Below are 23,094 nucleotides of genomic sequence, written 5' to 3'. Positions count from 1 at the left end.
TGCGGCGGTCAGAGCGAGCGGACCCAGTTGCGCAGCAGCTGCAGCCCGGCCTGCCCGGACTTCTCCGGGTGGAACTGCGTGGCGCTCAGCGGTCCGTTCTCGACGGCGGCGACGAACGGCGTGCCGTGGTCGGCCCATGTCACGACGGGCGACGGGAACGGCGGTTCGGGGGCGAGCGTCCAGTCCTGCACCGCGTAGGAGTGGACGAAGTAGAACCGCTCGTCCTGGAGGCCGGCGAACAGCGTGGAGTCCTCCGGAGCCCGCACCGTGTTCCAGCCCATGTGCGGCACCACGTCGGCGCGCAGGAGGTCGACCGTGCCCGGCCACTCCCCCAGCCCCTCGGTCTCGATGCCGTGCTCGACACCGCGGTCGAACATGACCTGCATCCCGACGCAGATGCCGAGCACCGGCCGCCCTCCGGCGAGGCGCCGGTCGACGACCTCGTCCCCGTGCGAGGCGCGCAGCGCCTCGGCGACGGCGGTGAACGCACCGACGCCGGGGACGAGCAGGCCGTCGGCCTCCTGCGCACGGCGGCGGTTGCCGGTCAGCTCCACGTCGGCGCCTGCGGCTTCGAGCGCCTTGACGGCCGAGTGGACGTTGCCCGACCCGTAGTCGAAGACGACGACCTTCGGAGCGCGCCCGTCGGTCACAGCGCGCCCTTCGTCGAGGGGATGCCGCTGATCAGCGGGTCGAGCGCCTTCGCCTGGCGGAACGCGCGAGCGAACGCCTTGAATTCCGCCTCCGCGATGTGGTGCGGGTCGCGGCCGCCGATCACGGTGATGTGCGTGGTGAGCGCGGCGTTGAACGAGATCGCCTCGAAGACGTGACGGACCATCGACCCGGTGAAGTGCCCGCCGATCAGGTGAAGCTCGAAGCCGGCGGGCTCGCCGCTGTGCACGAGGTAGGGGCGGCCCGAGATGTCGACGACCGCCTGCACGAGCGCTTCGTCCAGCGGAACGAGCGCGTCGCCGTAGCGGGAGATGCCCGACTTGTCGCCCAGGGCCTGCCGGATGGCCTGCCCGAGCACGATGCCGACGTCCTCCACCGTGTGGTGCACGTCGATGTCGGTGTCACCGGTCGCGCGGATGCGCAGATCGGTGAGCGAGTGCTTGGCGAACGCGGTCAGCAGGTGGTCGTAGAACGGGACGCTCGTCTCGATGTCGGAGGTGCCGGTGCCGTCGAGGTCGAGGCTCAGCTCGATGCTCGACTCGCTCGTCTCCCGCGTGACCGTGGCGGCGCGATTCGTCATAGGTCCGAGTCTACCGGGGCGCCCTGCGACCGCTCCGGCGCCTCATCCTGGGCGGCGGCGGCGCCCGGACGCCCGAGCGCGGCCAGCGCCTCGAGGAACGCGGTGGTCTCGGCTTCCGTCCCGGCGGTGACCCGCAGGTGGTGCGGGATGCCGACATCCCGGATCAGGATGCCGCGCTCGGCCAGCGCCTCGAAGGTCGCCTGCGGGTCGCTCACACCCCCGAACAGCACGAAGTTGCTGCCCGAGCGGTGCGGCGTGTAGCCGAGGCGGCGCAGCTCGGAGACGAGCCGGTCGCGCTGTGTGCGGATCTCGCCGACGGTGGCCAGCATCTCGTCCGCGTGAGCGAGCGCGCCGAGCGCCGCCGCCTGCGTGAGTGCGGACAGGTGGTACGGGAGGCGGACCAGCCGCAGCGCGTCGACCACGGCCGGGTCGGCGGCGAGATAGCCGACGCGGGCGCCCGCGAACGCGAACGCCTTGCTCATGGTCCGCGAGATCAGGAGGCGAGGTCGCCCGGGCAGCAGGGTGAGCGCGGACGGCACACCGTCGGGCAAGAACTCGGCGTAGGCCTCGTCGACGACGACGATGCCGCGGGCGGCGGCGTACGCCGCCTCGATCGTCTCGATGCCGAGCGGCGTGCCGGTCGGGTTGTTCGGCGAGCAGAGGATCACGATGTCCGGGTCGAGGTCGCGGATCTGCGACGCGGCCGTCTCCGGTGTGAGTTCGTAGTCCGCGTCGCGGGTGCCAGCCAGGTACTCGGTGCCGGTCCCGGCCGCGAGCAGCGGGTACATCGAGTAGGTCGGGGCGAAGCCGAGCAGCGTGCGCCCCGGACCGCCGAACGCCTGAAGGATGTGCTGCAGCACCTCGTTCGAGCCGTTCGCCGCCCAGATCTGCTCCGGCGTGAGGTCGTGCCCGAGGTAGCGGGCGAACGCCTCGCGGAGCTCGGTGAACTCCCGATCCGGGTACCGGTTGACTCCGCCGACGGCGGCCGCGACGCGAGCGACGATGTCCGAGGCGACGTCCTCGGGCACCGGATGCGTGTTCTCATTCACATTGAGCGCGACGGGAACCGGACGCTGAGGCGCGCCGTACGGCGAACGACCACGGAGGTCGTCGCGGATCGGCAGCTCGGAGAGAGAAGTCACCGTTCAATCGTAGCCAGGGCGATGGATGCGCTACGCCCGATGACGGGCCGCTCGCGCGCGCTCAGTGCGCGTACTTCGCCGGGATCGCGAGCTGCTGGCCGGGCGACACCACGGCGGACTCGAGGCCGTTGAGCGAGACGAGGTCGGCGATCACGTCGCGCGGATCCGCGTTCGGGGCCACGCGCTCGGCGACCGACCAGAGCGAGTCGCCGGACTCGACCGTCACGTACTGGAAGCTGACGTGGGTCTGCTCGCCGTTCGCGACCGCTCCGCCGCCGTTGAGGGCGAAGACCAGCGCGCCGATGACGAGGGGAAGGGCGACGAGTGCGGACAGGACCGCGCGGCCGCGACGGGTGAGGCGCAGTCGGACGCGGGCGCCCTCGGGCAGGGGCGGGACCGCACGCAGGGCGGGAACCGACTCGCTCATCAGTACTGCACTCATGGCCGTGACCTCCTCAGACTCGCGGGTGCGAAGCTGTGTTCCGAATGTATCTTCGAATGTCCGAATCCGCAAGGCGCCCTCGGACGAGGAATTCAGGGACGAAGTTCGCGACACACTCGAACACATGTTTGTCTTCCCCTTCCGACGCGGATACAGTTTCGACTGTCTGAGGACATCAGATCAGGGACCACCGACATTCGTACCGGGAGCACCCCCGGACGACGCCGACGCCAGGAGAGGACGCCCGTGTCGAACGAGAACCAGGCCCGCGGGGGCACCCGCCGCCGGAAGAACCTCAGCGACAAGCAGCTCGCGATCCTCGACGTGATCCAGCGCTCGGTGAGCCAGCGGGGCTATCCGCCGAGCATGCGCGAGATCGGCGACGCGGTCGGCCTCTCCTCCCTCTCCTCGGTCACCCACCAGCTGAACCAACTGGAGCTGAGCGGCTACCTGCGTCGCGACCCGAACCGTCCGCGTGCGCTCGAGATCCTCATCGACCTGCCGTCGTCGGGCCCGACCCCGGACTACGAGAACCAGACGCCCGTCGGCGACGCCGCCATGGTGCCGCTCGTCGGCCGCATCGCCGCCGGCATCCCGATCACCGCGGAGCAGCAGGTCGACGAGGTGTTCCCGCTCCCCCGCCAGCTGGTCGGCAACGGCGAGCTGTTCATGCTGAAGGTCGTCGGCGAGTCCATGATCGACGCGGCCATCTGCGACGGCGACTGGGTCGTCGTCCGCGCGCAGAACACAGCGGAGAACGGCGACATCGTCGCGGCCATGCTCGACGAGGAGGCCACGGTGAAGGTCTTCCGCCAGCGCGACGGCCACACCTGGCTGCTGCCCCGCAACTCCAACTTCGAGCCGATCCTGGGCGACTTCGCCACCGTCCTCGGCAAGGTCGTCGCGGTCCTCCGCGCGGTCTGACGGGGAGTCAGGCCCAGCCGAGCTCGCGGAGGCGGTCGTCCGACAGGCCGAAGTAGTGCCCGATCTCGTGCACGAGGGTGACGCGGACGCGCGCCCGCAACTCCTCGACGCTCGAGCTCGACGCCTCCAGGTTGTTGCGGAACAGCGTGATCCGGTCCGGCAGCTCCCCGAATCCGTAGACGGACCGCCGCGTCAGCGGCCGCCCGCTGTACAGCCCGAACAGCCGCGGGCGCGCGCCCGGCGGCTGGTCCTCGATCAGGATGGCGACGTTCTCCAACGGCCCCACCATGTCGTCCGGCAGCTCGTCGAAGATCTCGCCGACCATCCGCTCGAACTCGTCGTCCGCGATCCTCATCGCCGACACCGCCGCACCATGCGCCCATCCTCACACGCAGGGAGGCCGAAACCGGCGATGCCGGAAACGGCGCCGGCCCCGGTTCGCTGTGCGCGTACCGGGGCCGAGGGCCGTTCTGCTGATGACGGGAACGTCAGGCGGTGACCGCCGCCCGCTCCCGCACTCCGCGCGTGGCCTCGATGATGTTCCGCAGCGACGCGACCGTCTCGTCGTAGCCGCGGGTCTTCAGCCCGCAGTCCGGGTTCACCCAGAGCTGACGCCCGGGGATCGCGCTCAGCGCCGTCTCCAGCAGCTCGGTGACCTCGGAGACCGACGGAACGCGCGGCGAGTGGATGTCGTACACGCCCGGCCCGATGCCGTGCTCGAACCCGGACCGCTGGATGTCGTGCACGACCTCCATGCGGCTCCGCGCGGCCTCGATGCTGGTGACGTCGGCATCCAGGTTGCGGATCGCGTCGATCACCACGCCGAACTCCGAGTAGCAGAGGTGCGTGTGGATCTGCGTGCGGTCGGCGACGCCGGAGGTCGCCAGCCGGAACGAGCCGACCGACCACTCCAGGTACTCGTCCTGCGCCGACTTCTTCAGCGGCAGCAGCTCGCGCAGGGCGGGCTCGTCGACCTGCACGACGCGGATGCCCGCGGCCTCGAGGTCGGCGATCTCGTCGCGGAGCGCGAGCGCGACCTGACGCGCGGTCTCGCCGAGCGGCTGGTCGTCGCGCACGAACGACCAGGCGAGGATGGTGACCGGCCCGGTCAGCATGCCCTTGACCGGCTTCTCGGTGAGGCTCTGCGTGTACGCCGACCAGTCGACCGTGATCGGCGCCGGACGCGACACGTCACCCCAGAGGATCGATGGGCGCGTGCAGCGCGAGCCGTACGACTGCACCCAGCCGTTCTGCGTCACCGCGAAGCCGTCCAGGTTCTCGGCGAAGTACTGCACCATGTCGTTGCGCTCGGGCTCGCCGTGCACGATGACGTCGATGCCGATCTCCTCCTGCAGGTCGACGACCCGCTTGATCTCGTCGCGCATCCGGCCCAGGTACTCGGCCTCGGTGATGAGGCCCTTCGCCAGCTGGGCACGCGACCGGCGGATGTCCGCGGTCTGCGGGAACGAGCCGATCGTGGTGGTCGGGAGGAACGGCAGGCCGAGCGCCTCGTCCTGCGCCGCCTGGCGAGCGGTGTAGTCGCCGCGACGGAAGTCGGCGCGGGTGAGGGCGGCCTCGCGCTCCCGCACGGCAGGCACGCGCACGCCGGGCGCCGACGCACGGTCGGCGAGGGCGGCGGTCGCAGCGCTGAGCTCGTCCTGGATGGCCTCGTGACCGTCGACGAGTCCGCGGGCGAGCACCGCCACCTGGGCGACCTTCTGGTCGGCGAACGCGAGCCAGGTCTTGAGTCGCGCATCCAGGTCCGGCTCGTCATCCACGTCGTGGGGGACGTGCAGCAGCGAGGTGGAGGTCGAGACCGCGACGTCGGGGCTCAGTGCCAGCAGCTCGGTCAGTTTGCCGAAGGCCGCGTCGAGGTCGCCGCGCCAGATGTTGTGGCCGTCGATCACGCCGCCGACCAGGGTCTTGCCCGCGAGGGCGGAGGCCGTGGCCGCGTCGAGGCCGGTGGGGATGCTGCCCCGCACCAGGTCGAGGGAGATCGCCTCGACCGGGCTGGCCGCGAGCGGCGCGAGTGCGTCGTCCAGGCTGCCGTAGGGCGCCGCGACGAAGATCGCGGGCCGCTCCGCCGCCGAGCCGAGGTCGGCGTAGGCGGTGCTCACGGCGGCGAGCACCGCATCCCGCGGCTCGTCGATGCTCTCGCTCACCAGGGCCGGCTCGTCCAGCTGCACCCACGGCGCGCCTGCGGCCGCCAGACGGGCGAGCAGCTCGCGGTAGACCGGCAGGAGGTCGGCCAGGCGCGAGAGCGGACGGAAGCCCTCCGGGGCGTCGTCGCTCGGCTTGCTGAGCAGCAGGAAGGTGACCGGGCCGACGACGACCGGGCGGGTCACGAAGCCCGCCTCACGCGCCTCCTCGAACTCGCGGACGATGCGGTCGGAAGCCAGCCGGAAGTCCGTCTCCGGGCCGATCTCGGGCACCAGGTAGTGGTAGTTCGAGTCGAACCACTTCGTCATCTCCAGCGGCGGGTTCTCCCCCTCGCCGCGGGCGATCGTGAAGTAGCCGGCCAGGTCGACGGAACCGTCCGCGCCCGCCGGCCCGGCGAACCGCCCGGGCAGCGCGCCGACGGTGACCGCCGCATCCAGCACCTGGTCGTAGTAGCTGAAGCTCTCCGGGATGGACGCGTCGGTACGGCCGAGGCCGAGCGACGCGAGACGCTCGCGGGTCGCGGAGCGGAGGCCGGCAGCGGTCTGCTCCAGCTCGTCGGCGGTGATGCTGCCCGCCCAGAACGCCTCGACGGCCTTCTTCAGCTCGCGGCGGCGGCCGATGCGCGGGTAGCCGATGATCGTGCCCGCCGGGAAGGCGGCGCGGGTGGTGTCGGTCATGCTGGTTCCTTTTCGGTGGCCGATTTCTCGGGGGTGGGGCGTGCAGGGCGGTCCGCGTCAGCGAGCGCGCCGATCCGGTCCAGCACAGACAGGACCGCCTCGTGCTGGTTGAACGTGTACAGGTGGAGGCCGGGGGCGCCGCCGTCGAGCAGGCGCTGCGCCAGGCGGGCCGCCCAGGCGATGCCGATCTCACGGCGGCCCTCGTCGGTGGGCTCGACCTCCAGCTCGATCGCGAGGTCGCTGGGGAGGTCCTCGCCGCTGAGCTCGAGCATCCGCTTCAGCCGCGCGGGGCTCGTGACGGGCATGATCCCGGGCAGGATGGGGAAGTTCACACCGGCCTCGGCGGCGCGCTGCGTGAAGTGGAAGTAGTCCTCGGCGTGGAAGAACAGCTGCGTGATCCCGAGGTTCGCGCCCGCCGCCTGCTTCGCGAGCAGGGCGTCGATGTCCTGCGACACGGATCGTGACGACGGATGCCCGTTCGGGAACGCGGCGACGGCGATCTGCACGTGCTCGCGGTGCTCCAGCACGGCCCGGGCGTGCAGACCGGGCACCGGCAGCTCGCCGTACGGCACGCGCTCGGCCTGGACGCGGTGGATGAGCTGCACCAGCTCCGCGGTCGTGCGGATGTCGCCGATCGGGTCCTCGCCCTCGGGCAGCCCGACGGGCGGGTCGCCGCGCACGGCCAGGAACCGGCGCACGCCCGCGTCGAGGAACTCGCGGATCAGCCGGTTGACCTCCTCCGTGGAGGAGCCGACGCAGGTGAGGTGCGCCATCGGGCTCACGTCGGTGTGCTCCAGGATGTAGCGGAGCACCTCCAGGGACGCCGTGCGCGACGAGCCGCCGGCCCCGAACGTCACCGAGATGAAGTCGGGCCGCACTGCCGCGAGGCGGTCGATGGTGGCCGGCAGCGCAGCGGCGGCGCGCTCGTTGCGGGGAGGGTACAGCTCGAAGGAGTACCGGGCCTCGGTACAGCTCATGGGCTCCTCGAATGGTCGGACAGCGGCACGGGACGACCCGCGCACTGTGGAAGCACACTGCGGGATCGCACGGGCGGGTGCCGGGCTCGGCTGTCGCACCACGTCAGCGGTCGCCCGCTGCGGTTGTCTGGAAATCTAGCAACGCGAAAGGCCGGACGGAATCGTCCGTGTCATGGTTCGACACATCGATCCCGTCCGGCCTGGTCCGCTGCGGTCTCCCGCCGCGTCGCCGTCCGGCGGCTACGCCGTCGCGCTGTCCGTCTTCGTCACCTCGAACGGCTCGAACGCCGCGTGGTACTCCGGCATGATGCGCGCGGTCACGCGGGTGCCCTCCTCCACGTAGTCGGTGGAGATGACCCGGCCACGCTCGTGCAGGGCCGAGATCAGGTCGCCGCGGTCGTACGGGACCACCAGCTCCACCTCGAGGGACGGGTCGGGCAGCAGCCGAGCGATGGCGGCGAGCACCTCGTCGATGCCCTCGCCCGTGCGGGCGGAGGCGAAGATGGCGCCCGGCTCGAGGCCACGCAGCACCAGCCGGTCGTCCGCCGAGATCAGGTCGGCCTTGTTGAAGACCACGATCTCGGGGATGCCGCGCGCGCCCACCTCGCCGATGACGTCGCGCACCGTCGCCAGCTGCGACGCGGGGTCCGGGTGCGAGCCGTCGACCACGTGCAGGATGACGTCGGAGTCGGCGACCTCCTCCAGGGTCGAGCGGAACGCCTCCACCAGCTGGTGCGGCAGGTTGCGCACGAAGCCGACGGTGTCGGCCAGCGTGTACAGGCGGCCGTCGGCGGTCACCGAGCGGCGCACCGTCGCATCCAGCGTCGCGAACAGCGCGTTCTCGACCAGCACGCCGGCCTTCGTCACGCGGTTCAGCAGGCTGGACTTGCCGGCGTTGGTGTAGCCGGCGATCGCGACGGACGGCACGGAGTGCCGGGTGCGGTTGGCGCGCTTCGCCTCGCGGGCCGGCTTGAAGCCGGCGATCTGCTTGCGCAGACGGGCCATGCGCGAGTGGATGCGGCGGCGGTCCAGCTCGATCTTCGTCTCACCGGGACCGCGCGAGCCCATTCCGGCTCCCGCGCCACCCACCTGGCCACCGGCCTGGCGGGACATCGACTCACCCCAGCCGCGCAGACGCGGCAGCAGGTACTCGAGCTGCGCGAGCTCGACCTGCGCCTTGCCCTCGCGGCTCTTGGCGTGCTGGCTGAAGATGTCGAGGATCACGGCCGTGCGGTCGATCACCTTCACCTTCACCACGTCCTCCAGCGCACGGCGCTGGCTCGGGGCGAGCTCGGTGTCGGCCACCACGGTGTCGGCGCCGAGAGCGGCCACGATTCCGGCAAGCTCCTCCGCCTTGCCGCGGCCGAGGTAGGTGCTCGCGTCCGGGTGCGGACGGCGCTGCAGCATCCCGTCGAGCACCACGGCCCCGGCCGTCTCAGCCAGTGCCGCGAGCTCGCGCATCGAGTTCTCGGCGTCCTGCAGGGAGCCCTGCGAGTACACGCCGATCAGCACGACGTTCTCGAGGCGCAGCTGCCGGTACTCGACCTCGGTGACGTCCTGCAGCTCGGTCGAGAGACCGGAGACGCGGCGCAGCGCCGCGCGCTCCTCACGGTCGAACTGCTCGCCGTCGTGGAAGCCGCCCTCGTCGGCGTCGCTCTGCAGCGCCTGGGCGCGCGAGGACGTCGCGCCGCCGAAAAGCGTGACGGATGCGCGGCTCTGCTCGGTCGCGAGCACGCGTGCGACCACGTCGTCGGCGTCGTGTTCGCGGATATCGGTGTTATCAGTCATTCAGTTCCCCTGATCCGGGTCAACCCTAGTTCGTCTTGTACTTCTGTGTCCTGTACGGTCTGCTTATGGCCAGCGGAGATCACTACTTTTCCCCGGCGCCGGAGAGCGAGCTGAACCTGCGGCCGCTCACCGCACGCCTGGCCGGACAGACGTACGAGCTGGTGACGGCCAACGGGATCTTCAGCCCCGAGCGCGTGGACACGGGTACGCGAGTGCTGCTGGACCATGTGCCCTCACCACCGCCCGGAGGTCAGCTTCTCGACCTCGGCTGTGGCTGGGGGCCGCTGGCTCTCACACTTGCTCTCGAATCCCCTCATGCGACGGTCTGGGCCGTCGACGTCAACAACCGAGCGCTGGATGTGGTGCGCAGGAATGCGCAGAAGCTCGGCCTCACCAATGTAAACCCGGTGACGCCGGAAAATCTTCCCGATGACGTCCGATTCACCACGATCTGGTCGAATCCGCCGATCCGCGTGGGCAAGAACGAGCTGCACAACATCCTGGAGCGCTGGCTGCCGCGCCTCGAGCCCGGCTCGGACGCGTGGCTGGTCGTCCAGCGCAACCTCGGCAGCGACTCGCTGCACCGCTGGATGCAGACGACCTTCCCGGACCTGACGATCACCCGCGCCGCCACCGCCAAGGGCTTCCGCGTGCTGCGCGCCCGCGCGTACTCCTGACCCGCGCCGTCCTCGCTCCCTCAGGTTCCGTCCCTCCGTCGAGTACACGAAAAGTGCACGCTTCGACGGCGCGTCGCGTGCACTTTTCGTGTACTCGACGGCGGGGGGCTAGGTCAGGCGAGGTCGAGCGTGCCGGTGAAGACGAGCTCGGCGGGGCCGGAGAGGCCGACGTGCTCGCCGTCCTCGGTCGGGAACATGCGGACGCCCACGGTGCCCCCGGGCACATCCACGCGCCACTGGTTCGGGGCGCCCTCGCCGGCCCAGTAGCGGACCGCCAGGGCCGCGGCCGCAGCACCCGTTCCGCACGAGAGCGTCTCGCCGCTGCCGCGCTCGTGCACGCGCATCCGGATGCGGCCGACGCCGTCCACGACGAGCGGGTCGTGCGGCACGACGAACTCGACGTTCGCGCCGTGCTCCGGCGCGGGCTCGAGGTGCGGGATGTACGACAGGTCGGCGGCGTCGAGCTCGGAGTCGTCCGCGACGGCGACAACGACGTGCGGGTTGCCCATGTCGATGCCCAGCCCCGGGCGCGCGACGGGAAGCTCCTTCGCCCGGACGAGCGGCTCGCCGCCGGCGAGGTCCCAGCGGCCGAGGTCCACCTGGAAGCCGTTGGTGCTGCGCTGCACGTCGCGCACGCCGGACCGCGTGCCGATGGAGAGCGTCCCACCTTCGGGAAGCTCGGCGAGGCCGGTCTCGAGCAGGTAGCGGACGTAGACGCGGATGCCGTTGCCGCACATCTCGGCGAGCGAGCCGTCGGCGTTGTAGTAGTCCATGAACCAGGTGGCGTCGGCGTCCTCCGCCAGGGCGGCGGCACCGTCGGCGACGTGCTCGGACCGCACCGCGCGGATCACCCCGTCGGCACCGACACCGAAGTGCCGGTCGCAGATCTCGGCGATCTGGGCGGGTGTGAGCGGCAGGCGCCCGTCCGGGTCGGAGTACAGCACGAAGTCGTTGCCGGTGCCCTGACCCTTTGTGAAGTGGATGGTCGCCATGCGCACCAGCCTAGCGATCGGCGGCAGGGCGGCTCGCCGCATCCACCAGCGCGAGCGCGGTCTCGACCAGCCGCGGGTCGTCGTGGTCGAGCCAGTGGATGCCCGGGTAGCGCTTGAACCAGCTGACCTGTCTCCGCGCGTAGCGGCGCGTCAGCTGCTGGGTCTGCGCGATGGCGTCGTCGCGCTCGAGCTCGCCCCGCAGTTCCGCCAGGGCCTGGGCGTAGCCGATGGCGCGCCGGGCGGTCACGCCGCGGTCGAGTCCCCGCGGTATGAGGTCGGTGACCTCTCCGAGCAGGCCGGCGTCCCACATCCCCTGGACGCGGGCGTCGAGGCGGGTGACGAGTTCGTCGCGTGGCGCCGCGAGCCCGATCACGACGGTCGGCTCGTGCCACGGGCGCGGCTCCTCGGGCAGAGCGCCGCTGACCGACGTTCCGGTGAGCTGCGCGACTTCGAGGGCGCGCACGATCCGGCGGCCGTTCCGGGACCCGATCCGCCGGGCCGCGTCGGGGTCGAGTTCCGCCAGCCGCTGGAACAGCATCCCGGGTCCATGCTCGGCGAGCTCCGCCTCCAGCTGCGCCCGCAGCTCCGGGTCGGTGCCCGGAAACTCCAGGTCGAAGATCACGCTGGAGACATAGAGCCCAGATCCGCCCACCAGCAGCGGCACGACGCCCCGATCGAGGATGTCGGAGATCGTCGCGCGGGCCTCGGGCTGGTAGCGCGCCACGGTGGCCTCGTCGGTCACGTCGAGCACGTCGAAGAGGTGGTGCGGGATGCCGCCCCACTCCGTCTGCGGCAGCTTCGCCGTGCCGATGTCCATCCCGCGGTACAGCTGCATCGCGTCCGCGTTGACCACCTCGGCGGCGCGCCCGTGTTCCTGGAGCGCGCGGGCGAGGGCGAGCGAGAGGTCGGTCTTGCCGGTGCCGGTGGGTCCGACGATCGCGACCAGCGGGACGGACTGCACCGGATCGGCTGGCGGTGCCGCGCTCAGCGCTGCCCGTCCGTCGGGTCGTAGATCGGCATCGTTCCGACGCCGGGCGACGTGAGCGGCTCGCGGGTGCGCGGCGTGAGGGTGAGCGGCGCCGGGAGGCCGACGCGCAGCTCGGGCAGCCCGAGAGACACGCGACCGCCCGTCGCTGCCCCGGCCGATCCGTGCGACGGGACGGCGCAGGATTCGGCCTCGGCGCGGTCCCACGCCTCGCCCGCACGCGTGCGGCGGATGCGGAGCGGCGCTCCGTCGGACGAGTCCGCGATCAGGTAGTGCGGCGCAGCCTGCGTCACGCCCACGGTGACCACATCGCCGGGACGCGGCACGTCCGATCCGGCCGGCACCTCGAAGTGGACGAGCCGGCTGTCGCGCGCCCGGCCGCTGAGGCGGTGGGTGTCGGCGTCTTTGCGTCCCTCGCCGTTGGCGACGAGCAGTTCGACCTCGCGGCCGATCAGCGCCTGGTTCTCTTCGAGGGAGATGCGCTCCTGCAGGGCGATCAGCCGGTCGTAGCGGTCCTGGACGATCTCCTTCGGCACCTGGTCCGCCATCGTCGCGGCCGGGGTGCCGGGGCGGATCGAGTACTGGAAGGTGAAGGCGGAAGCGAAGCGCGCGGCCTCGACGACGCGGAGCGTCTCCTGGAAGTCCTCCTCGGTCTCGCCGGGGAAGCCGACGATGATGTCGGTGCTGATGGCGGCGTCCGGCAGCTTGGCGCGCACACGGTCGAGGATGCCGAGGAACTTCTCGGAGCGGTACGAGCGTCGCATCGAGCGAAGGATGCGGTCGGAGCCCGACTGCAGCGGCATGTGCAACTGCGGCATGACGTTCGGGGTCTCCGCCATGGCGTCGATGACGTCGTCGGTGAAGGCTGCCGGGTGCGGGCTGGTGAAGCGGATGCGCTCCAGGCCCTCGATCTGACCGGCGGCGCGGAGCAGCTTGCTGAACGCCTGACGGTCGCCGAACTCCACGCCATAGGAGTTGACGTTCTGCCCGAGCAGCGTCACCTCGATGGCGCCGTCGTCGACGAGCGCCTGGATCTCGGCGAGGATGTCGCCCGGGCGGCGGTCCTTCTCCTTGCCGCGCAGCGACGGGACGATGCAGAACGTGCACGTGTTGTTGCACCCGACGGAGATCGAGACCCATCCGGAGTAGGAGGAGTCGCGCTTGGTCGGCAGCGTCGACGGGAACGTCTCGAGCGATTCGAGGATCTCGATCTCCGCGGCGTCGTTGTGCCGGGCGCGCTCGAGGAGGCTGGGCAGCGAGCCCATGTTGTGGGTGCCGAAGACGACGTCGACCCAGGGCGCCTTCTCGAGGATGACGTTCTTGTCCTTCTGGGCGAGGCACCCGCCGACGGCGATCTGCATCCCCTCGTGCCGCCGCTTCACGTTGGCGAGGTGGCCGAGGTTGCCGTAGAGCTTGTTGTCGGCGTTCTCGCGCACGGCGCACGTGTTGATGACCACGATGTCGGCCTCTTCGCCGTTCGCGGGGACGTAGCCGGCCGCTTCGAGGGACCCGCTGAGCCGCTCGGAGTCGTGCACGTTCATCTGGCAGCCGAACGTGCGCACCTCGTACGTGCGCGCTCGGCCGTCGGGCCGGACCGCCGCCTCGGAGGGCTCGATGACGCTGCGCTGTTCCAGGATGCTCATGATGGCGACCAGTCTACGTTTTCGAGGTCGCGCGCGACGACATGATCGGTGCCCACGCGCCGTCCTCGTCCGGCTGTGCCTGACCGGACGCATCCGGCCGGATGCGCCCCGCCGGCGGCGGCTACTGGAAGCGCACGCCCGATCCCCCACGCGACCGTCGCCCCGCGAAGGCGGCGTCCATGGCCTGTCGAACCACGTCGGAGGCGTAGCCCTTGCGCGCGAGAAACCCGTGCAGCCGCCGCCGCGCCGTCTCGTCGTCATACGAGGAGAGCTGCCCGATGCGCTTGATCGCGAGTTCCGTCGCCCGCTCGAGTTCGTCGTCCTGGCCGATGTCGGCCAGCGCCGCCTCGATGAGCTCGGGATCGATGTGCCGGCGCTTCAGCTCCTGCTCGATCGCCGTCCGGCCCAGCCCCTTCCGGCTGTGCTGCGTGAAGGCGAGCGAGACGGCGAGGGATGCGTCGTCGATCACGCCCATCGCCTCCAGACGGTCGAGCTCGGGACCGTACACCTCGGGCGCGATCTCGCGCCGGGTGAGCACCTGCTCGAGCTCCCAGCGCGACATGCCGCGCCGAGCGAGCTGCCGGATGGCGAGACCCGTCGTCTTGCGGGTCTGACGCTCCGTCTCCTCGTCGATCTCCTCGACCACGGGCGCGGCCGCCTGCGGCTCCGCGCCCCACGTGTTGTTCCACCCTCCGGCTCCGGTGCCGCTCGGCTCGCGGGAGCCACGGGAGCCGCCGTTCGCCGGCGTCGGGAACTCCACCGGCTCGGCGACGACCGGCGAATCCCCGCGAGCACGGGCACTCCTCCGCGACGGGTGGTCACCACCCGAACGCCGTCGTGAGGAGTCCGCGCCGGCGCTCGGGCGACGCAGCGGGGTGACCGGAGCCAGACGCTCCGTCTCCTCAGCTGCGTCACCCGCGCCGGCCGCCCCCTCGCGGGACGGTCCGTGCGCCAGGTCTTCGCCTGTTCCGCCGTCGGGCGACGATGGGAATCTCACGACCACGCGAGGCTCCTCCGGGTGGTGTCGGGCACCGTCAGGCGCCCTTACGGGCCTGCAGCTTGTCTTCGATCGATCCGACGTTCGACGGGGCCTCGGCCACCGCGTTCGGGTCGGCGACGATACCGAGCTTGATCTTGATCTTCTGCTCGATCTCGGCGGCGATGTCCGGGTTGGCGATCAGGAAGTTGCGCGAGTTCTCCTTGCCCTGACCGAGCTGGTCGCCCTCGTAGGTGTACCAGGCACCCGACTTCTTGACGATCGTGTGCTCGACACCGAAGTCGAGGAGGCTGCCCTCGCGGGAGATGCCGACGCCGTACAGGATGTCGAACTCGGCCTGCTTGAAGGGCGGCGCCATCTTGTTCTTGACGACCTTGACGCGCGTGCGGTTTCCGACCGCGTCGGTGCCGTCTTTCAGCGTCTCGATGCGACGGATGTCGAGTCGCACGGAGGCGTAGAACTTGAGCGCCTTACCGCCGGCCGTGGTCTCGGGGCTGCCGAAGAACACGCCGACCTTCTCACGCAGCTGGTTGATGAAGATCATCGTGGTGTTCGTCTGGCTGAGCGCACCGGTCAGCTTGCGGAGCGCCTGCGACATGAGGCGGGCCTGCAGACCGACGTGCGAGTCGCCCATCTCGCCCTCGATCTCGGCGCGCGGCACGAGGGCGGCGACGGAGTCGATGACGATGAGGTCGATGGAGCCGGAGCGGACGAGCATGTCGGCGATCTCGAGCGCCTGCTCACCCGTGTCGGGCTGGGAGACCAGCAGGGCGTCGATGTCGACGCCGAGCTTGCGGGCGTACTCGGGGTCGAGCGCGTGCTCCGCGTCGATGAAGGCGGCGATGCCACCGGCCCGCTGGGCGTTGGCGATCGCGTGGAGGGTCAGGGTCGTCTTACCGGACGACTCCGGACCGTAGATCTCGACGATGCGGCCGCGCGGGAGGCCGCCGATGCCGAGCGCGACGTCGAGGGCGATCGATCCGGTGGGGACGACCTCGACGGGGGCGCGCTCGTCGCTGCCCAGTCGCATGACGGAGCCCTTGCCGAACTGACGGTCGATCTGCGCGAGGGCTGTCTCCAGGGCCTTCTCGCGGTCTGCGGGTGATGGCATTTTGCGGTTCTCCTTCGTGGGCTTCGCTACGGTTCGACTCTAGGAGTGACGTCCGACACTGAAGCGAGGGACGCGCGATCTGTGGACAACCGGTTTTCGACTGCCGTTGTGAAGAAGTGTAGCCAGTTCCGAACATATCTTCGAGAGAGCGGAACCGGCGTGTCGCAGGCCGGGATCAGCGCTTGGGCGCGGGCTTCCCGGCGCCGTACCAGCGCGACTGCGGCACGCCGGTCTCTTTGCACAGCGCGATCCAGACCTCCCGCGGGGGGAGTCCCGCGGCGATGGCCTCGTTGGCCGTGCGGCCCCCGAGCTCGCCGAGCACGAGGTCGGTCAGCAGCGTCTGACCGTAGGAGCTGCCGAACTCGTCCGAGACGGCGCGCTGGAACTCACTGAGCTTCATGGGTCCTTACTTCGGGTGGGAAGACGAAGGGGGAAAACGAAGGACGCCCCGCGCTGGGCGGGGCGTCCTCGAGTCTGTTCGGAATCAGCGGGCGACCAGGTCCGTGTCCATCGCCTGGACGAACTCGTCCGGAACCGTGTCCGGGATCACCGGCTCGAGGCCCTCGAGAACCGCGATGCGGTCCCCGACCTCGCGCATGATGACCGAGACCGGCGTCTCCAGCGCGTCTGCGACGGAGGCGAGGATCTCACTCGACGCCTCCTTCTGTCCGCGCTCGACCTCGCTGAGGTATCCGAGCGCGACGCTCGCCTTGCTCGCGACCTGACGGAGCGTACGACCCTTTTGCAGGCGGAAGTCCCTGAGCACGTCGCCGATTTCCTGACGTACAAGAATCATTCGGAGCCTCCCTCTCTATCCCTGCCGACGTATCGATGGGATACGAATGTACCGCATCCCTGAGCTTCACGATATCGAGGGCTACTGGGCTTTTCTTGTGAATGCAGCAGGTGTAACGAGACCGAAACACCGCGTATTCCCGCGGTAATACGCCATCTTCAACCAGCCGTTATGCCGAGCTCGTCCGCGAGCGCCGCGACCGCGTCCCGAACGGTCCGGCGGCGGATGGCGTCGCGGTCCCCCGAGAGCTCGAGCGCCACCGCGCGCGTCCCGGTCGACGACGAGATGCCAATGAACACGGTCCCGACCGGCCGCCCGCCCTGCGGGTCCGGGCCGGCCACGCCCGTCGTCGAGACGCCGAGGTCGGCGGGACGACCGCCGACGGCCAGCCGCTCCCGCACCCCGGCCGCCAGCTGGCGCGCCACCTCCGGGTGCACCGGGCCCTCCGCATCGAGCAGGGCACCGTCCACCCCCAGCAGCGCGTGCTTCAGCTCGGTCGCGTAGACCACCGCTCCCCCGAGCACCACGGCGGACGCACCGGGCACGCTGGTGAGCTCCGCCGCTAGCAGGCCGCCGGTCAGCGACTCCGCCACCGCCACGGTGAGCCCGCGGTCGATGAGGGCGCGGACGACGGCGACCGTGGACGCGGTACCGTCAGGCGAGGGCACGCTTCGCCCTCCGGCCCTTCCACGCCTGCCAGAGGTAGTCGAATCCGGTCCAGACGGTGAGGATGACAGCGGCCGTCATGAGGACACCGTTGACCCAGTAGATCCAGTCGCCGAAGACCGTCCAGAGCGGCACCAGCGCGAACGAGATCGCCACGGACTGCACGATGGTCTTGATCTTGCCTCCGCGGGAGGCGGCGATGACGCCCTGACGGATGACGACGAACCGGTAGATCGTGATGCCGACCTCCCGCACCAGGATGACGACCGTCACCCACCACGGCAGCTCGCCGAGGATCGACAGGGCGATGAGGGCGCCGCCGGTCAGCACCTTGTCGGCGATGGGGTCGAGCAGCTTGCCGAGGTCGGTCACCAGCCCGTTGCGCCGCGCGAGCGCGCCGTCCACGCCGTCCGTGGCGATCGCGACGATGAAGAGCACGGCGGCGGCCCACCGCAGCCAGCCGTCCTGCCCGTCGTCCGCCAGCAGCATCCACACGAAGAGGGGGGCGAGCAGGATGCGCGCCACCGTGATCGCGTTGGGCAGGTTCCAGTTGCTCACGCGCGGGGATCCGCCGTCCGCCGCTGCGGGCGGGGGCGTTTCGGGCACCGACATGCGGTCTACTCCCTGTCGGTCAGCTGCCAGGCGTCCTCGTCGGAGTCGCCCTCGACCTCAGGATAGCCCGCGGTCATCTCCGCCACAGGATCGACTCCGTAGCGGTCGTGGCCGCCGTCCTCGTAGCCGGAGACGGGGCCCGGCACCGCGCCGACGGCTCCGCCGGCGACAGCTCCGCCCGCGACCGACGAAGCGGCCGCAGAAGCGCTGGACGTGGCACCCGACGGGGCGGCGGACGCCTGCGCCGGCGGCTCCTCGCCGCGCAGCCGGGCGAGCACCTGCGGCAGCTGCTCGGCGGTCACCAGCACGTCCCGGGCCTTCGACCCCTCGGACGGGCCGACGATCTCCCGCGACTCGAGCAGGTCCATCAGGCGGCCCGCCTTGGCGAAGCCGACGCGGAGCTTCCGCTGCAGCATCGAGGTGGACCCGAACTGCGACGACACGACGAGCTCTGCCGCGGCGAGCAGCAGCTCGAGGTCGTCGCCGATGTCGGAGTCGATCTGCTTCTTCTCCGCGCCGGCGGTGACATCCTGCCGGTACTCGGGCCGCGCCTGGCGGGTGACGTGCTCGACGACCTTCTGGATCTCCTCCTCGTTGACCCACGCGCCCTGCACGCGCACGGCCTTGGAGGCGCCCATCGGGAGGAACAGGGCGTCACCTTGCCCGATCAGCTTGTCGGCGCCGGGCTGGTCGAGGATGACCCGCGAGTCGGTGACGCTCGTAACGGCGAACGCAAGGCGCGAAGGCACGTTGGCCTTGATGAGGCCGGTGACGACATCGACCGACGGCCGCTGCGTCGCGAGCACGAGGTGGATGCCGGATGCGCGTGCGAGCTGCGTGATGCGCACGATCGAGTCCTCGACGTCGCGCGGGGCGACCATCATCAGGTCGGCGAGCTCGTCCACCACGACCAGCAGGTACGGGTAGGGCTTCAGCTTCCGCTCGCTGCCGGCCGGGAGGACGATCTCGTCGTTGACGACGGCGCGGTTGAAGTCGTCGATGTGGCGGAAGCCGAAGCTCGCCAGGTCGTCGTACCTCATGTCCATCTCCTTCACGACCCACTGCAAGGCCTCCGCGGCCTTCTTCGGGTTCGTGATGATGGGGGTGATCAGGTGCGGGACGCCGCCGTAGATCGTCAGCTCCACGCGCTTCGGGTCGATGAGCACCATCCGCACCTCGGACGGCTTCGCCCGCATGAGGACGCTCGTGATCATCGAGTTCACGAAGCTGGACTTTCCGGAGCCGGTCGAGCCGGCCACCAGGAGGTGCGGCATCTTGGCGAGGTTGGCGACGACGTAGCCGCCACCGACGTCTTTGCCGACGCCGATGGTCATCGGGTGGACGCTCTTGGTGGCCGCCGGCGAGCGGAGCACGTCGCCGAGGGAGACGATCTCGCGATCCGTGTTCGGGATCTCGACGCCGATGGCGCTCTTGCCCGGGATGGGCGACAGGATGCGGACTTCGTTGCTCGCGACCGCGTACGACAGGTTCTTGCTGAGCGCCGTCACGCGCTCGACCTTCACGCCCGGTCCGAGCTCGATCTCGTACTGGGTCACTGTCGGGCCGCGCGAGTAGCCCGTCACCTTCGCATCCACACCGAACTGGGTGAGCACCTCGGTGATGGCGGCGACGATCTCGTCGTTGGCGCCCGACCGGGTCTTCGCGGGGGTTCCCGCCGACAGCATGGACGCGGACGGCAGGTTGTAGGGCGCGGCGGGCTGCGGAAGGGCGGGGGCCGCCGCCTCCTCGTCGAAGTCGTCGGCGCCGGCCTGGAAGCCGGGCAGCACCGCACCGGCGCCGGGGACGCCCGGCGAGGGCAGCGGTGCGACGGCGGTCGGCGGCTGCTCCCCGGTGAAGCGCTGCAGCGCATCCTCGGCGTGCGCGAGCTCGCTGAGCACCTCGGTGTTGTAGTGGTCGCTCGACGGGTCGGGCTCGAGGGGCGTGGCGAACTCCCCCTTGCCGCGCTGCGGCGTGCCGAACACGTCGGTGAGGCCGTCGGCTGCGGGGTCGAACTCCGGGTCCTCTTCGCGCTGGGACTTGTTGCGCCGCCACCAGGGCAGATTCCCCTGGGCCTCCGGCTCGTCGTCATCGAGGCCGTCGAGTTCCACCTGCTTCGAGGTGTTCTCCTTGGCGGCCGCCTTGGCCTCCTGGCGCTCCTCCTCCGTCGGCAGCTGCGCGCCGAAGAGGTAGGCGTACAGCTCCCGGATGCGGGCGGGGAGCTTGTTCGGCGGGGTCTTCGTGATGATGAACAGGCTCAGGATGAGGAGCAGGATCACCACGGCGCCCGCGCCGTACGGCGTGATCACCAGCGAGAGCGGCGCGGCGATGAGCCACCCCAGCACGCCGCCCGCCTGCGCGAGGGCCGCCATCCCGTCACTCGGCGACGGATGCGGGCTGAACAGGTGGCACAGCCCGGAGACCATGAGCAGCAGGATGCTGAGGCCGATGCCGATGCGCGTGTTGTCGTGGACGGAGCTGGGATGGCGGAAGAGCCAGGCGGCGAACAGCACCATCACGACGGGCAGCGCGAACGCCACCCGGCCGAACAGGCCCCCGAAGGTCCAGGCGTCGAGCGTGCGGGCGACCTGGTCGTTGATGAGGAACCACTCGACGACCGCACCGGCGATCGCGAGCAGGACCAGGAAGAACGGGAAGCCGTCGCGCCGCTCCTCCTTGCTCAGCTTCTCGGGACCGAGGGCGCGGAAGGCGGCGCCGGTCAGGTGGGCGAGCCCCATCCAGGCGCGGATGAGCGGGCTCGGACCGGCGTCGGCCGCCGGGGACGCGACCGTCTTCTGCTGCGCGGTCTTCGACGCCGGCTTGCGCGCGGTCGATCCGCCGCGGCCGGAGTTCCGGTCGCGGGAACTCGACTTGGTGCTCGTGGCCATGGGCTCAACGGTACGTCGTGCCCCTGTCATCGCGCGGATCCCGCGCCTGCATGTGGAAAATCCGCTCCGTCAGCGGACTGTGCGCACCATCGTGTCGGAGCGCTCCCCCGCGGCCACCGTCACGAACCCCTCGCTGACGTAGAGCCGCTGCGCGAAGTTCTCGCGCTCGACGCTCAGGCTCAGCCGGGCATGACCGCGGGCGGCCGCCTCCCGGGACAGCTCGCGGAGCAGCGCCCGACCGACGCCCTGCGCGCGCCACGGCGGGTAGACGCCCAGGGTCAGCTCGGGCACCCCGGGCGCCACGAATCCGTAGCCCGGCCGGTCGGCGGGGAACAACCGCGCCCAGCACGCACCGACCGCCACACCCCGGGCGTCCTCGGCCACACAGCCGAAGTCGCCGGGACGCTGCCAGCCGGCGATGTAGTGCAGGACGGTCGGGTCCTCCATCACCGTGACCCGCGTGCGGGAGCGCACCGGGTTCCAGTTGGCGGCCTCGACCAGCATGTCGGCCAGCACGCGGGCATCCTGGCCGACGGCCGGGCGGATGCGGAACGCGTTCATGCACGAACGCTACGCGCCTCCGTGTTTCCGGCGGGTTACGTCCGGCCGGACACCCGCAGTGCCCGCTACGCCTCGATGACGAGCGGCACGATCATCGGACGGCGGCGGTAGCTGGTGTTCACCCAGCGGCCGACGGTGCGGCGCACGACCTGCGACAGCGCGTGCGAGTCGCGGACGCCGTTGTGCGCGGCCTCCGCGAGGGCGGCGGCGATCTTCGGCTTGACGTCGTCGAACACCGCGTCGTCCTCCGCGAAGCCGCGCGCGTGCACCTCGGGCCCGGTGACGATGCGCCCGGAGGCCGCCTCGACGACGACGATGATGGAGATGAAGCCCTCTTCGCCGAGGATCCGGCGGTCCTTGAGGTCGGCGTCCGTGATCTCGCCGACGCTGGAGCCGTCGACGTAGACGAAGCCGAGGTCGAGCTGGCCGACCACGCGGGCGACGCCGTCGCGGAGGTCGACGACCGAGCCGTCCTCGGCGAGGATCGTGTTCTCCTCCGGCACGCCGGTGTCCATCGCAAGCCGGGCGTTGGCGACCAGGTGACGGTACTCGCCGTGCACCGGCATGACGTTGCGCGGCTTCAGGATGTTGTAGCAGTAGAGCAGCTCGCCCGCGGCCGCGTGACCGGAGACGTGCACCTTGGCGTTGCCCTTGTGCACCACGTTGGCGCCGAGCTTGGTCAGGCCGTCGATGACGCGGTACACGGCGTTCTCGTTGCCCGGGATCAGGCTGGAGGCGAGGATGACGGTGTCGCCGTGGCCGACCTCGATCTGGTGGTCGAGGTTCGCCATGCGCGCCAGGACGGCCATCGGCTCGCCTTGCGAGCCCGTCGACATGTAGACGATCTCGTCGTCCGGGAGGTCGGCCGCCTTCTTGTAGTCGATCAGCACGCCCTCCGGCACCTTGAGGTACCCGAGCTCGGCGGCGATCGTCATGTTGCGGACCATGGAGCGGCCGAGGAGTGCCACCCGGCGGCCGTTCGCGGCGGCGGCGTCGAGCACCTGCTGCACGCGGTGCACGTGGCTGGAGAAGCTCGCGACGATCACCCGGCGCGGGGCGCGGGCGATCACCGTGTCGAGCACCGGTCCGATCGAGCGCTCCAGCGGGGTGAACCCCGGAACGTCGGCGTTGGTCGAGTCGGCGAGGAAGAGGTCGACGCCCTTCTCGCCCAGCCGGGCGAACGCACGGAGGTCGGTGAGCCGGTCGTCGAGCGGCAGCTGGTCCATCTTGAAGTCGCCGGTGTGCAGCACGACGCCCGCGGGCGTGGTGATCGCGACCGCGAGCGCGTCGGGGATGGAGTGGTTGACCGCGACGAACTCGAGCGAGAACGGACCGAGCTGCTCGACCTGTCCCTCCTTCACCGTGAAGGTGTACGGCTGGATGCGGTGCTCCTTGAGCTTCGCCTCCACGAGCGCGAGGGTCAGACCGGAGCCGATCAGGGGGATGTCGCGCCGGAGCTTCAGCAGGTAGGGCACCGCGCCGATGTGGTCCTCGTGCCCATGGGTGAGCACGACGCCCACCACGTCGTCGAGCCGGTCGCGGACGGGGGCGAAGTCGGGGAGGATCAGGTCGACCCCGGGCTGGTCCTGCTCGGGGAACAGCACGCCGCAGTCGACGATGAGCAGCTTGCCCTCAAATTCGAAGACGGTCATGTTTCGGCCGATCTCGCCGAGACCGCCCGTCGGGATGATGCGGAGCGTTCCTGGCTCGAGCGCGGGCGGCTCGGCGACGGGATTGGGCATGTGCCCTCCTCTTTCTGTGTTTCTGCGTGTGGGTGCGGGGCTTCGTGCTCCCGCGAATGTCTTCAGCC

Annotated in this window: 22 protein-coding genes; 2 read left to right on the top strand and 20 right to left on the bottom strand. The window is 70.6% G+C overall.

The window, feature by feature from the left end:
• Positions 1-8: 8 nt before the first annotated feature.
• The 4 genes from hisH to ACTJI1_RS05220 all read right to left on the bottom strand — a co-directional run bounded on the left by hisH (position 9) and on the right by ACTJI1_RS05220 (position 2,833).
• Entirely contained in the window at positions 9-650 is a 642-nt protein-coding gene (gene hisH / locus ACTJI1_RS05235; protein WP_310129972.1) for an imidazole glycerol phosphate synthase subunit HisH, read from the bottom strand.
• Positions 647-1,249, bottom strand: coding sequence for an imidazoleglycerol-phosphate dehydratase HisB (gene hisB, locus ACTJI1_RS05230; protein WP_440741807.1), 603 nt, complete (start codon positions 1,247-1,249; stop codon positions 647-649). Before hisB ends, hisH begins: the two co-directional genes overlap by 4 nt.
• Positions 1,246-2,391 carry a histidinol-phosphate transaminase gene (locus tag ACTJI1_RS05225; protein WP_440741806.1) on the bottom strand — a complete coding sequence of 382 codons (1,146 nt, stop codon included), beginning with the start codon at positions 2,389-2,391 and terminating at the stop codon, positions 1,246-1,248. Before ACTJI1_RS05225 ends, hisB begins: the two co-directional genes overlap by 4 nt.
• Positions 2,392-2,452: 61 nt before the next feature.
• Complete coding sequence (locus ACTJI1_RS05220; RefSeq protein ID WP_396427071.1) at positions 2,453-2,833, bottom strand: LysM peptidoglycan-binding domain-containing protein; 381 nt, start codon at positions 2,831-2,833, stop codon at positions 2,453-2,455.
• 246 nt (positions 2,834-3,079) lie between these two features.
• Between ACTJI1_RS05220 and lexA the strand changes: the two genes are divergently transcribed.
• Complete coding sequence (gene lexA, locus ACTJI1_RS05215; protein ID WP_310129979.1) at positions 3,080-3,757, top strand: transcriptional repressor LexA; 678 nt, start codon at positions 3,080-3,082, stop codon at positions 3,755-3,757.
• Positions 3,758-3,764: 7 nt separating this feature from the next.
• Here the strand turns inward: lexA and ACTJI1_RS05210 are convergent, their stop codons facing one another.
• The 4 genes from ACTJI1_RS05210 to hflX form a co-directional block, all read right to left on the bottom strand.
• Entirely contained in the window at positions 3,765-4,112 is a 348-nt protein-coding gene (locus tag ACTJI1_RS05210; protein ID WP_440741805.1) for a metallopeptidase family protein, read from the bottom strand.
• 133 nt (positions 4,113-4,245) lie between these two features.
• On the bottom strand, positions 4,246-6,594 hold the full coding sequence (metE, locus tag ACTJI1_RS05205; RefSeq protein ID WP_440741804.1) for a 5-methyltetrahydropteroyltriglutamate--homocysteine S-methyltransferase: 2,349 nt from the start codon (positions 6,592-6,594) through the stop codon (positions 4,246-4,248).
• Positions 6,591-7,571 (bottom strand): methylenetetrahydrofolate reductase, encoded by a 981-nt coding sequence (locus ACTJI1_RS05200; protein ID WP_440741803.1) that lies wholly within the window; start codon positions 7,569-7,571, stop codon positions 6,591-6,593. The genes metE and ACTJI1_RS05200 overlap by 4 nt, the downstream gene beginning before the upstream one ends.
• A gap of 240 nt (positions 7,572-7,811) precedes the next feature.
• Positions 7,812-9,359, bottom strand: coding sequence for a GTPase HflX (gene hflX / locus ACTJI1_RS05195; RefSeq protein ID WP_440741802.1), 1,548 nt, complete (start codon positions 9,357-9,359; stop codon positions 7,812-7,814).
• A gap of 65 nt (positions 9,360-9,424) precedes the next feature.
• Between hflX and ACTJI1_RS05190 the strand changes: the two genes are divergently transcribed.
• Positions 9,425-10,036 carry a class I SAM-dependent methyltransferase gene (locus ACTJI1_RS05190; protein ID WP_440741801.1) on the top strand — a complete coding sequence of 204 codons (612 nt, stop codon included), beginning with the start codon at positions 9,425-9,427 and terminating at the stop codon, positions 10,034-10,036.
• A 113-nt stretch (positions 10,037-10,149) separates the two neighbouring features.
• Here ACTJI1_RS05190 and dapF read toward each other — a convergent pair whose 3' ends face one another.
• The 12 genes from dapF to ACTJI1_RS05130 all read right to left on the bottom strand — a co-directional run bounded on the left by dapF (position 10,150) and on the right by ACTJI1_RS05130 (position 23,026).
• Positions 10,150-11,028: a diaminopimelate epimerase gene (dapF, locus tag ACTJI1_RS05185; protein WP_440741800.1), complete on the bottom strand. Its 879-nt coding sequence runs from the start codon at positions 11,026-11,028 to the stop codon at positions 10,150-10,152.
• Between the two features lie 10 nt (positions 11,029-11,038).
• On the bottom strand, positions 11,039-11,989 hold the full coding sequence (gene miaA, locus ACTJI1_RS05180) for a tRNA (adenosine(37)-N6)-dimethylallyltransferase MiaA (protein WP_440741799.1): 951 nt from the start codon (positions 11,987-11,989) through the stop codon (positions 11,039-11,041).
• A 23-nt stretch (positions 11,990-12,012) separates the two neighbouring features.
• Positions 12,013-13,656 (bottom strand): tRNA (N6-isopentenyl adenosine(37)-C2)-methylthiotransferase MiaB, encoded by a 1,644-nt coding sequence (gene miaB / locus ACTJI1_RS05175; protein ID WP_440741798.1) that lies wholly within the window; start codon positions 13,654-13,656, stop codon positions 12,013-12,015.
• A gap of 121 nt (positions 13,657-13,777) precedes the next feature.
• Complete coding sequence (locus tag ACTJI1_RS05170; protein WP_440741797.1) at positions 13,778-14,659, bottom strand: regulatory protein RecX; 882 nt, start codon at positions 14,657-14,659, stop codon at positions 13,778-13,780.
• Positions 14,660-14,690: 31 nt separating this feature from the next.
• Complete coding sequence (recA, locus tag ACTJI1_RS05165; RefSeq protein WP_310129995.1) at positions 14,691-15,764, bottom strand: recombinase RecA; 1,074 nt, start codon at positions 15,762-15,764, stop codon at positions 14,691-14,693.
• Between the two features lie 175 nt (positions 15,765-15,939).
• Positions 15,940-16,164 (bottom strand): DUF3046 domain-containing protein, encoded by a 225-nt coding sequence (locus tag ACTJI1_RS05160; protein ID WP_440741796.1) that lies wholly within the window; start codon positions 16,162-16,164, stop codon positions 15,940-15,942.
• An 84-nt stretch (positions 16,165-16,248) separates the two neighbouring features.
• Entirely contained in the window at positions 16,249-16,560 is a 312-nt protein-coding gene (locus tag ACTJI1_RS05155; RefSeq protein ID WP_310129998.1) for a helix-turn-helix domain-containing protein, read from the bottom strand.
• 158 nt (positions 16,561-16,718) lie between these two features.
• On the bottom strand, positions 16,719-17,228 hold the full coding sequence (locus ACTJI1_RS05150) for a CinA family protein (RefSeq protein WP_440741795.1): 510 nt from the start codon (positions 17,226-17,228) through the stop codon (positions 16,719-16,721).
• Entirely contained in the window at positions 17,215-17,838 is a 624-nt protein-coding gene (gene pgsA / locus ACTJI1_RS05145; protein WP_440741794.1) for a CDP-diacylglycerol--glycerol-3-phosphate 3-phosphatidyltransferase, read from the bottom strand. Before pgsA ends, ACTJI1_RS05150 begins: the two co-directional genes overlap by 14 nt.
• Before the next feature lie 5 nt (positions 17,839-17,843).
• Positions 17,844-20,723: a DNA translocase FtsK 4TM domain-containing protein gene (locus ACTJI1_RS05140; RefSeq protein WP_440741793.1), complete on the bottom strand. Its 2,880-nt coding sequence runs from the start codon at positions 20,721-20,723 to the stop codon at positions 17,844-17,846.
• Between the two features lie 69 nt (positions 20,724-20,792).
• Positions 20,793-21,284: a GNAT family N-acetyltransferase gene (locus ACTJI1_RS05135; protein WP_310130005.1), complete on the bottom strand. Its 492-nt coding sequence runs from the start codon at positions 21,282-21,284 to the stop codon at positions 20,793-20,795.
• Between the two features lie 65 nt (positions 21,285-21,349).
• A complete protein-coding gene (locus tag ACTJI1_RS05130; RefSeq protein ID WP_440741792.1) occupies positions 21,350-23,026 on the bottom strand; it encodes a ribonuclease J in 1,677 nt (558 codons plus the stop codon).
• Positions 23,027-23,094: the final 68 nt, after the last annotated feature.

Source organism: Leifsonia sp. 22587, assembly GCF_052044215.1.
In the GTDB taxonomy this organism is placed as follows: domain Bacteria; phylum Actinomycetota; class Actinomycetes; order Actinomycetales; family Microbacteriaceae; genus Leifsonia; species Leifsonia shinshuensis_C.
This window is presented reverse-complemented; position numbering and strand designations above follow the sequence as displayed.

What these genes read in the sequence shown, in the direction of transcription:
- hisB (WP_440741807.1), bottom strand. Translation starts at nt 1,249, where the DNA reads ATGACGAATCGCGCCGCCACGGTCACGCGGGAGACGAGCGAGTCGAGC.
- ACTJI1_RS05220 (WP_396427071.1), bottom strand. Translation starts at nt 2,833, where the DNA reads ATGAGTGCAGTACTGATGAGCGAGTCGGTTCCCGCCCTGCGTGCGGTC.
- ACTJI1_RS05210 (WP_440741805.1), bottom strand. Translation starts at nt 4,112, where the DNA reads ATGAGGATCGCGGACGACGAGTTCGAGCGGATGGTCGGCGAGATCTTC.
- metE (WP_440741804.1), bottom strand. Translation starts at nt 6,594, where the DNA reads ATGACCGACACCACCCGCGCCGCCTTCCCGGCGGGCACGATCATCGGC.
- ACTJI1_RS05200 (WP_440741803.1), bottom strand. Translation starts at nt 7,571, where the DNA reads ATGAGCTGTACCGAGGCCCGGTACTCCTTCGAGCTGTACCCTCCCCGC.
- hflX (WP_440741802.1), bottom strand. Translation starts at nt 9,359, where the DNA reads ATGACTGATAACACCGATATCCGCGAACACGACGCCGACGACGTGGTC.
- ACTJI1_RS05190 (WP_440741801.1), top strand. Translation starts at nt 9,425, where the DNA reads ATGGCCAGCGGAGATCACTACTTTTCCCCGGCGCCGGAGAGCGAGCTG.
- dapF (WP_440741800.1), bottom strand. Translation starts at nt 11,028, where the DNA reads ATGGCGACCATCCACTTCACAAAGGGTCAGGGCACCGGCAACGACTTC.
- miaB (WP_440741798.1), bottom strand. Translation starts at nt 13,656, where the DNA reads ATGAGCATCCTGGAACAGCGCAGCGTCATCGAGCCCTCCGAGGCGGCG.
- recA (WP_310129995.1), bottom strand. Translation starts at nt 15,764, where the DNA reads ATGCCATCACCCGCAGACCGCGAGAAGGCCCTGGAGACAGCCCTCGCG.
- ACTJI1_RS05160 (WP_440741796.1), bottom strand. Translation starts at nt 16,164, where the DNA reads ATGAAGCTCAGTGAGTTCCAGCGCGCCGTCTCGGACGAGTTCGGCAGC.
- ACTJI1_RS05155 (WP_310129998.1), bottom strand. Translation starts at nt 16,560, where the DNA reads ATGATTCTTGTACGTCAGGAAATCGGCGACGTGCTCAGGGACTTCCGC.
- pgsA (WP_440741794.1), bottom strand. Translation starts at nt 17,838, where the DNA reads ATGTCGGTGCCCGAAACGCCCCCGCCCGCAGCGGCGGACGGCGGATCC.
- ACTJI1_RS05140 (WP_440741793.1), bottom strand. Translation starts at nt 20,723, where the DNA reads ATGGCCACGAGCACCAAGTCGAGTTCCCGCGACCGGAACTCCGGCCGC.
- ACTJI1_RS05135 (WP_310130005.1), bottom strand. Translation starts at nt 21,284, where the DNA reads ATGAACGCGTTCCGCATCCGCCCGGCCGTCGGCCAGGATGCCCGCGTG.
- ACTJI1_RS05130 (WP_440741792.1), bottom strand. Translation starts at nt 23,026, where the DNA reads ATGCCCAATCCCGTCGCCGAGCCGCCCGCGCTCGAGCCAGGAACGCTC.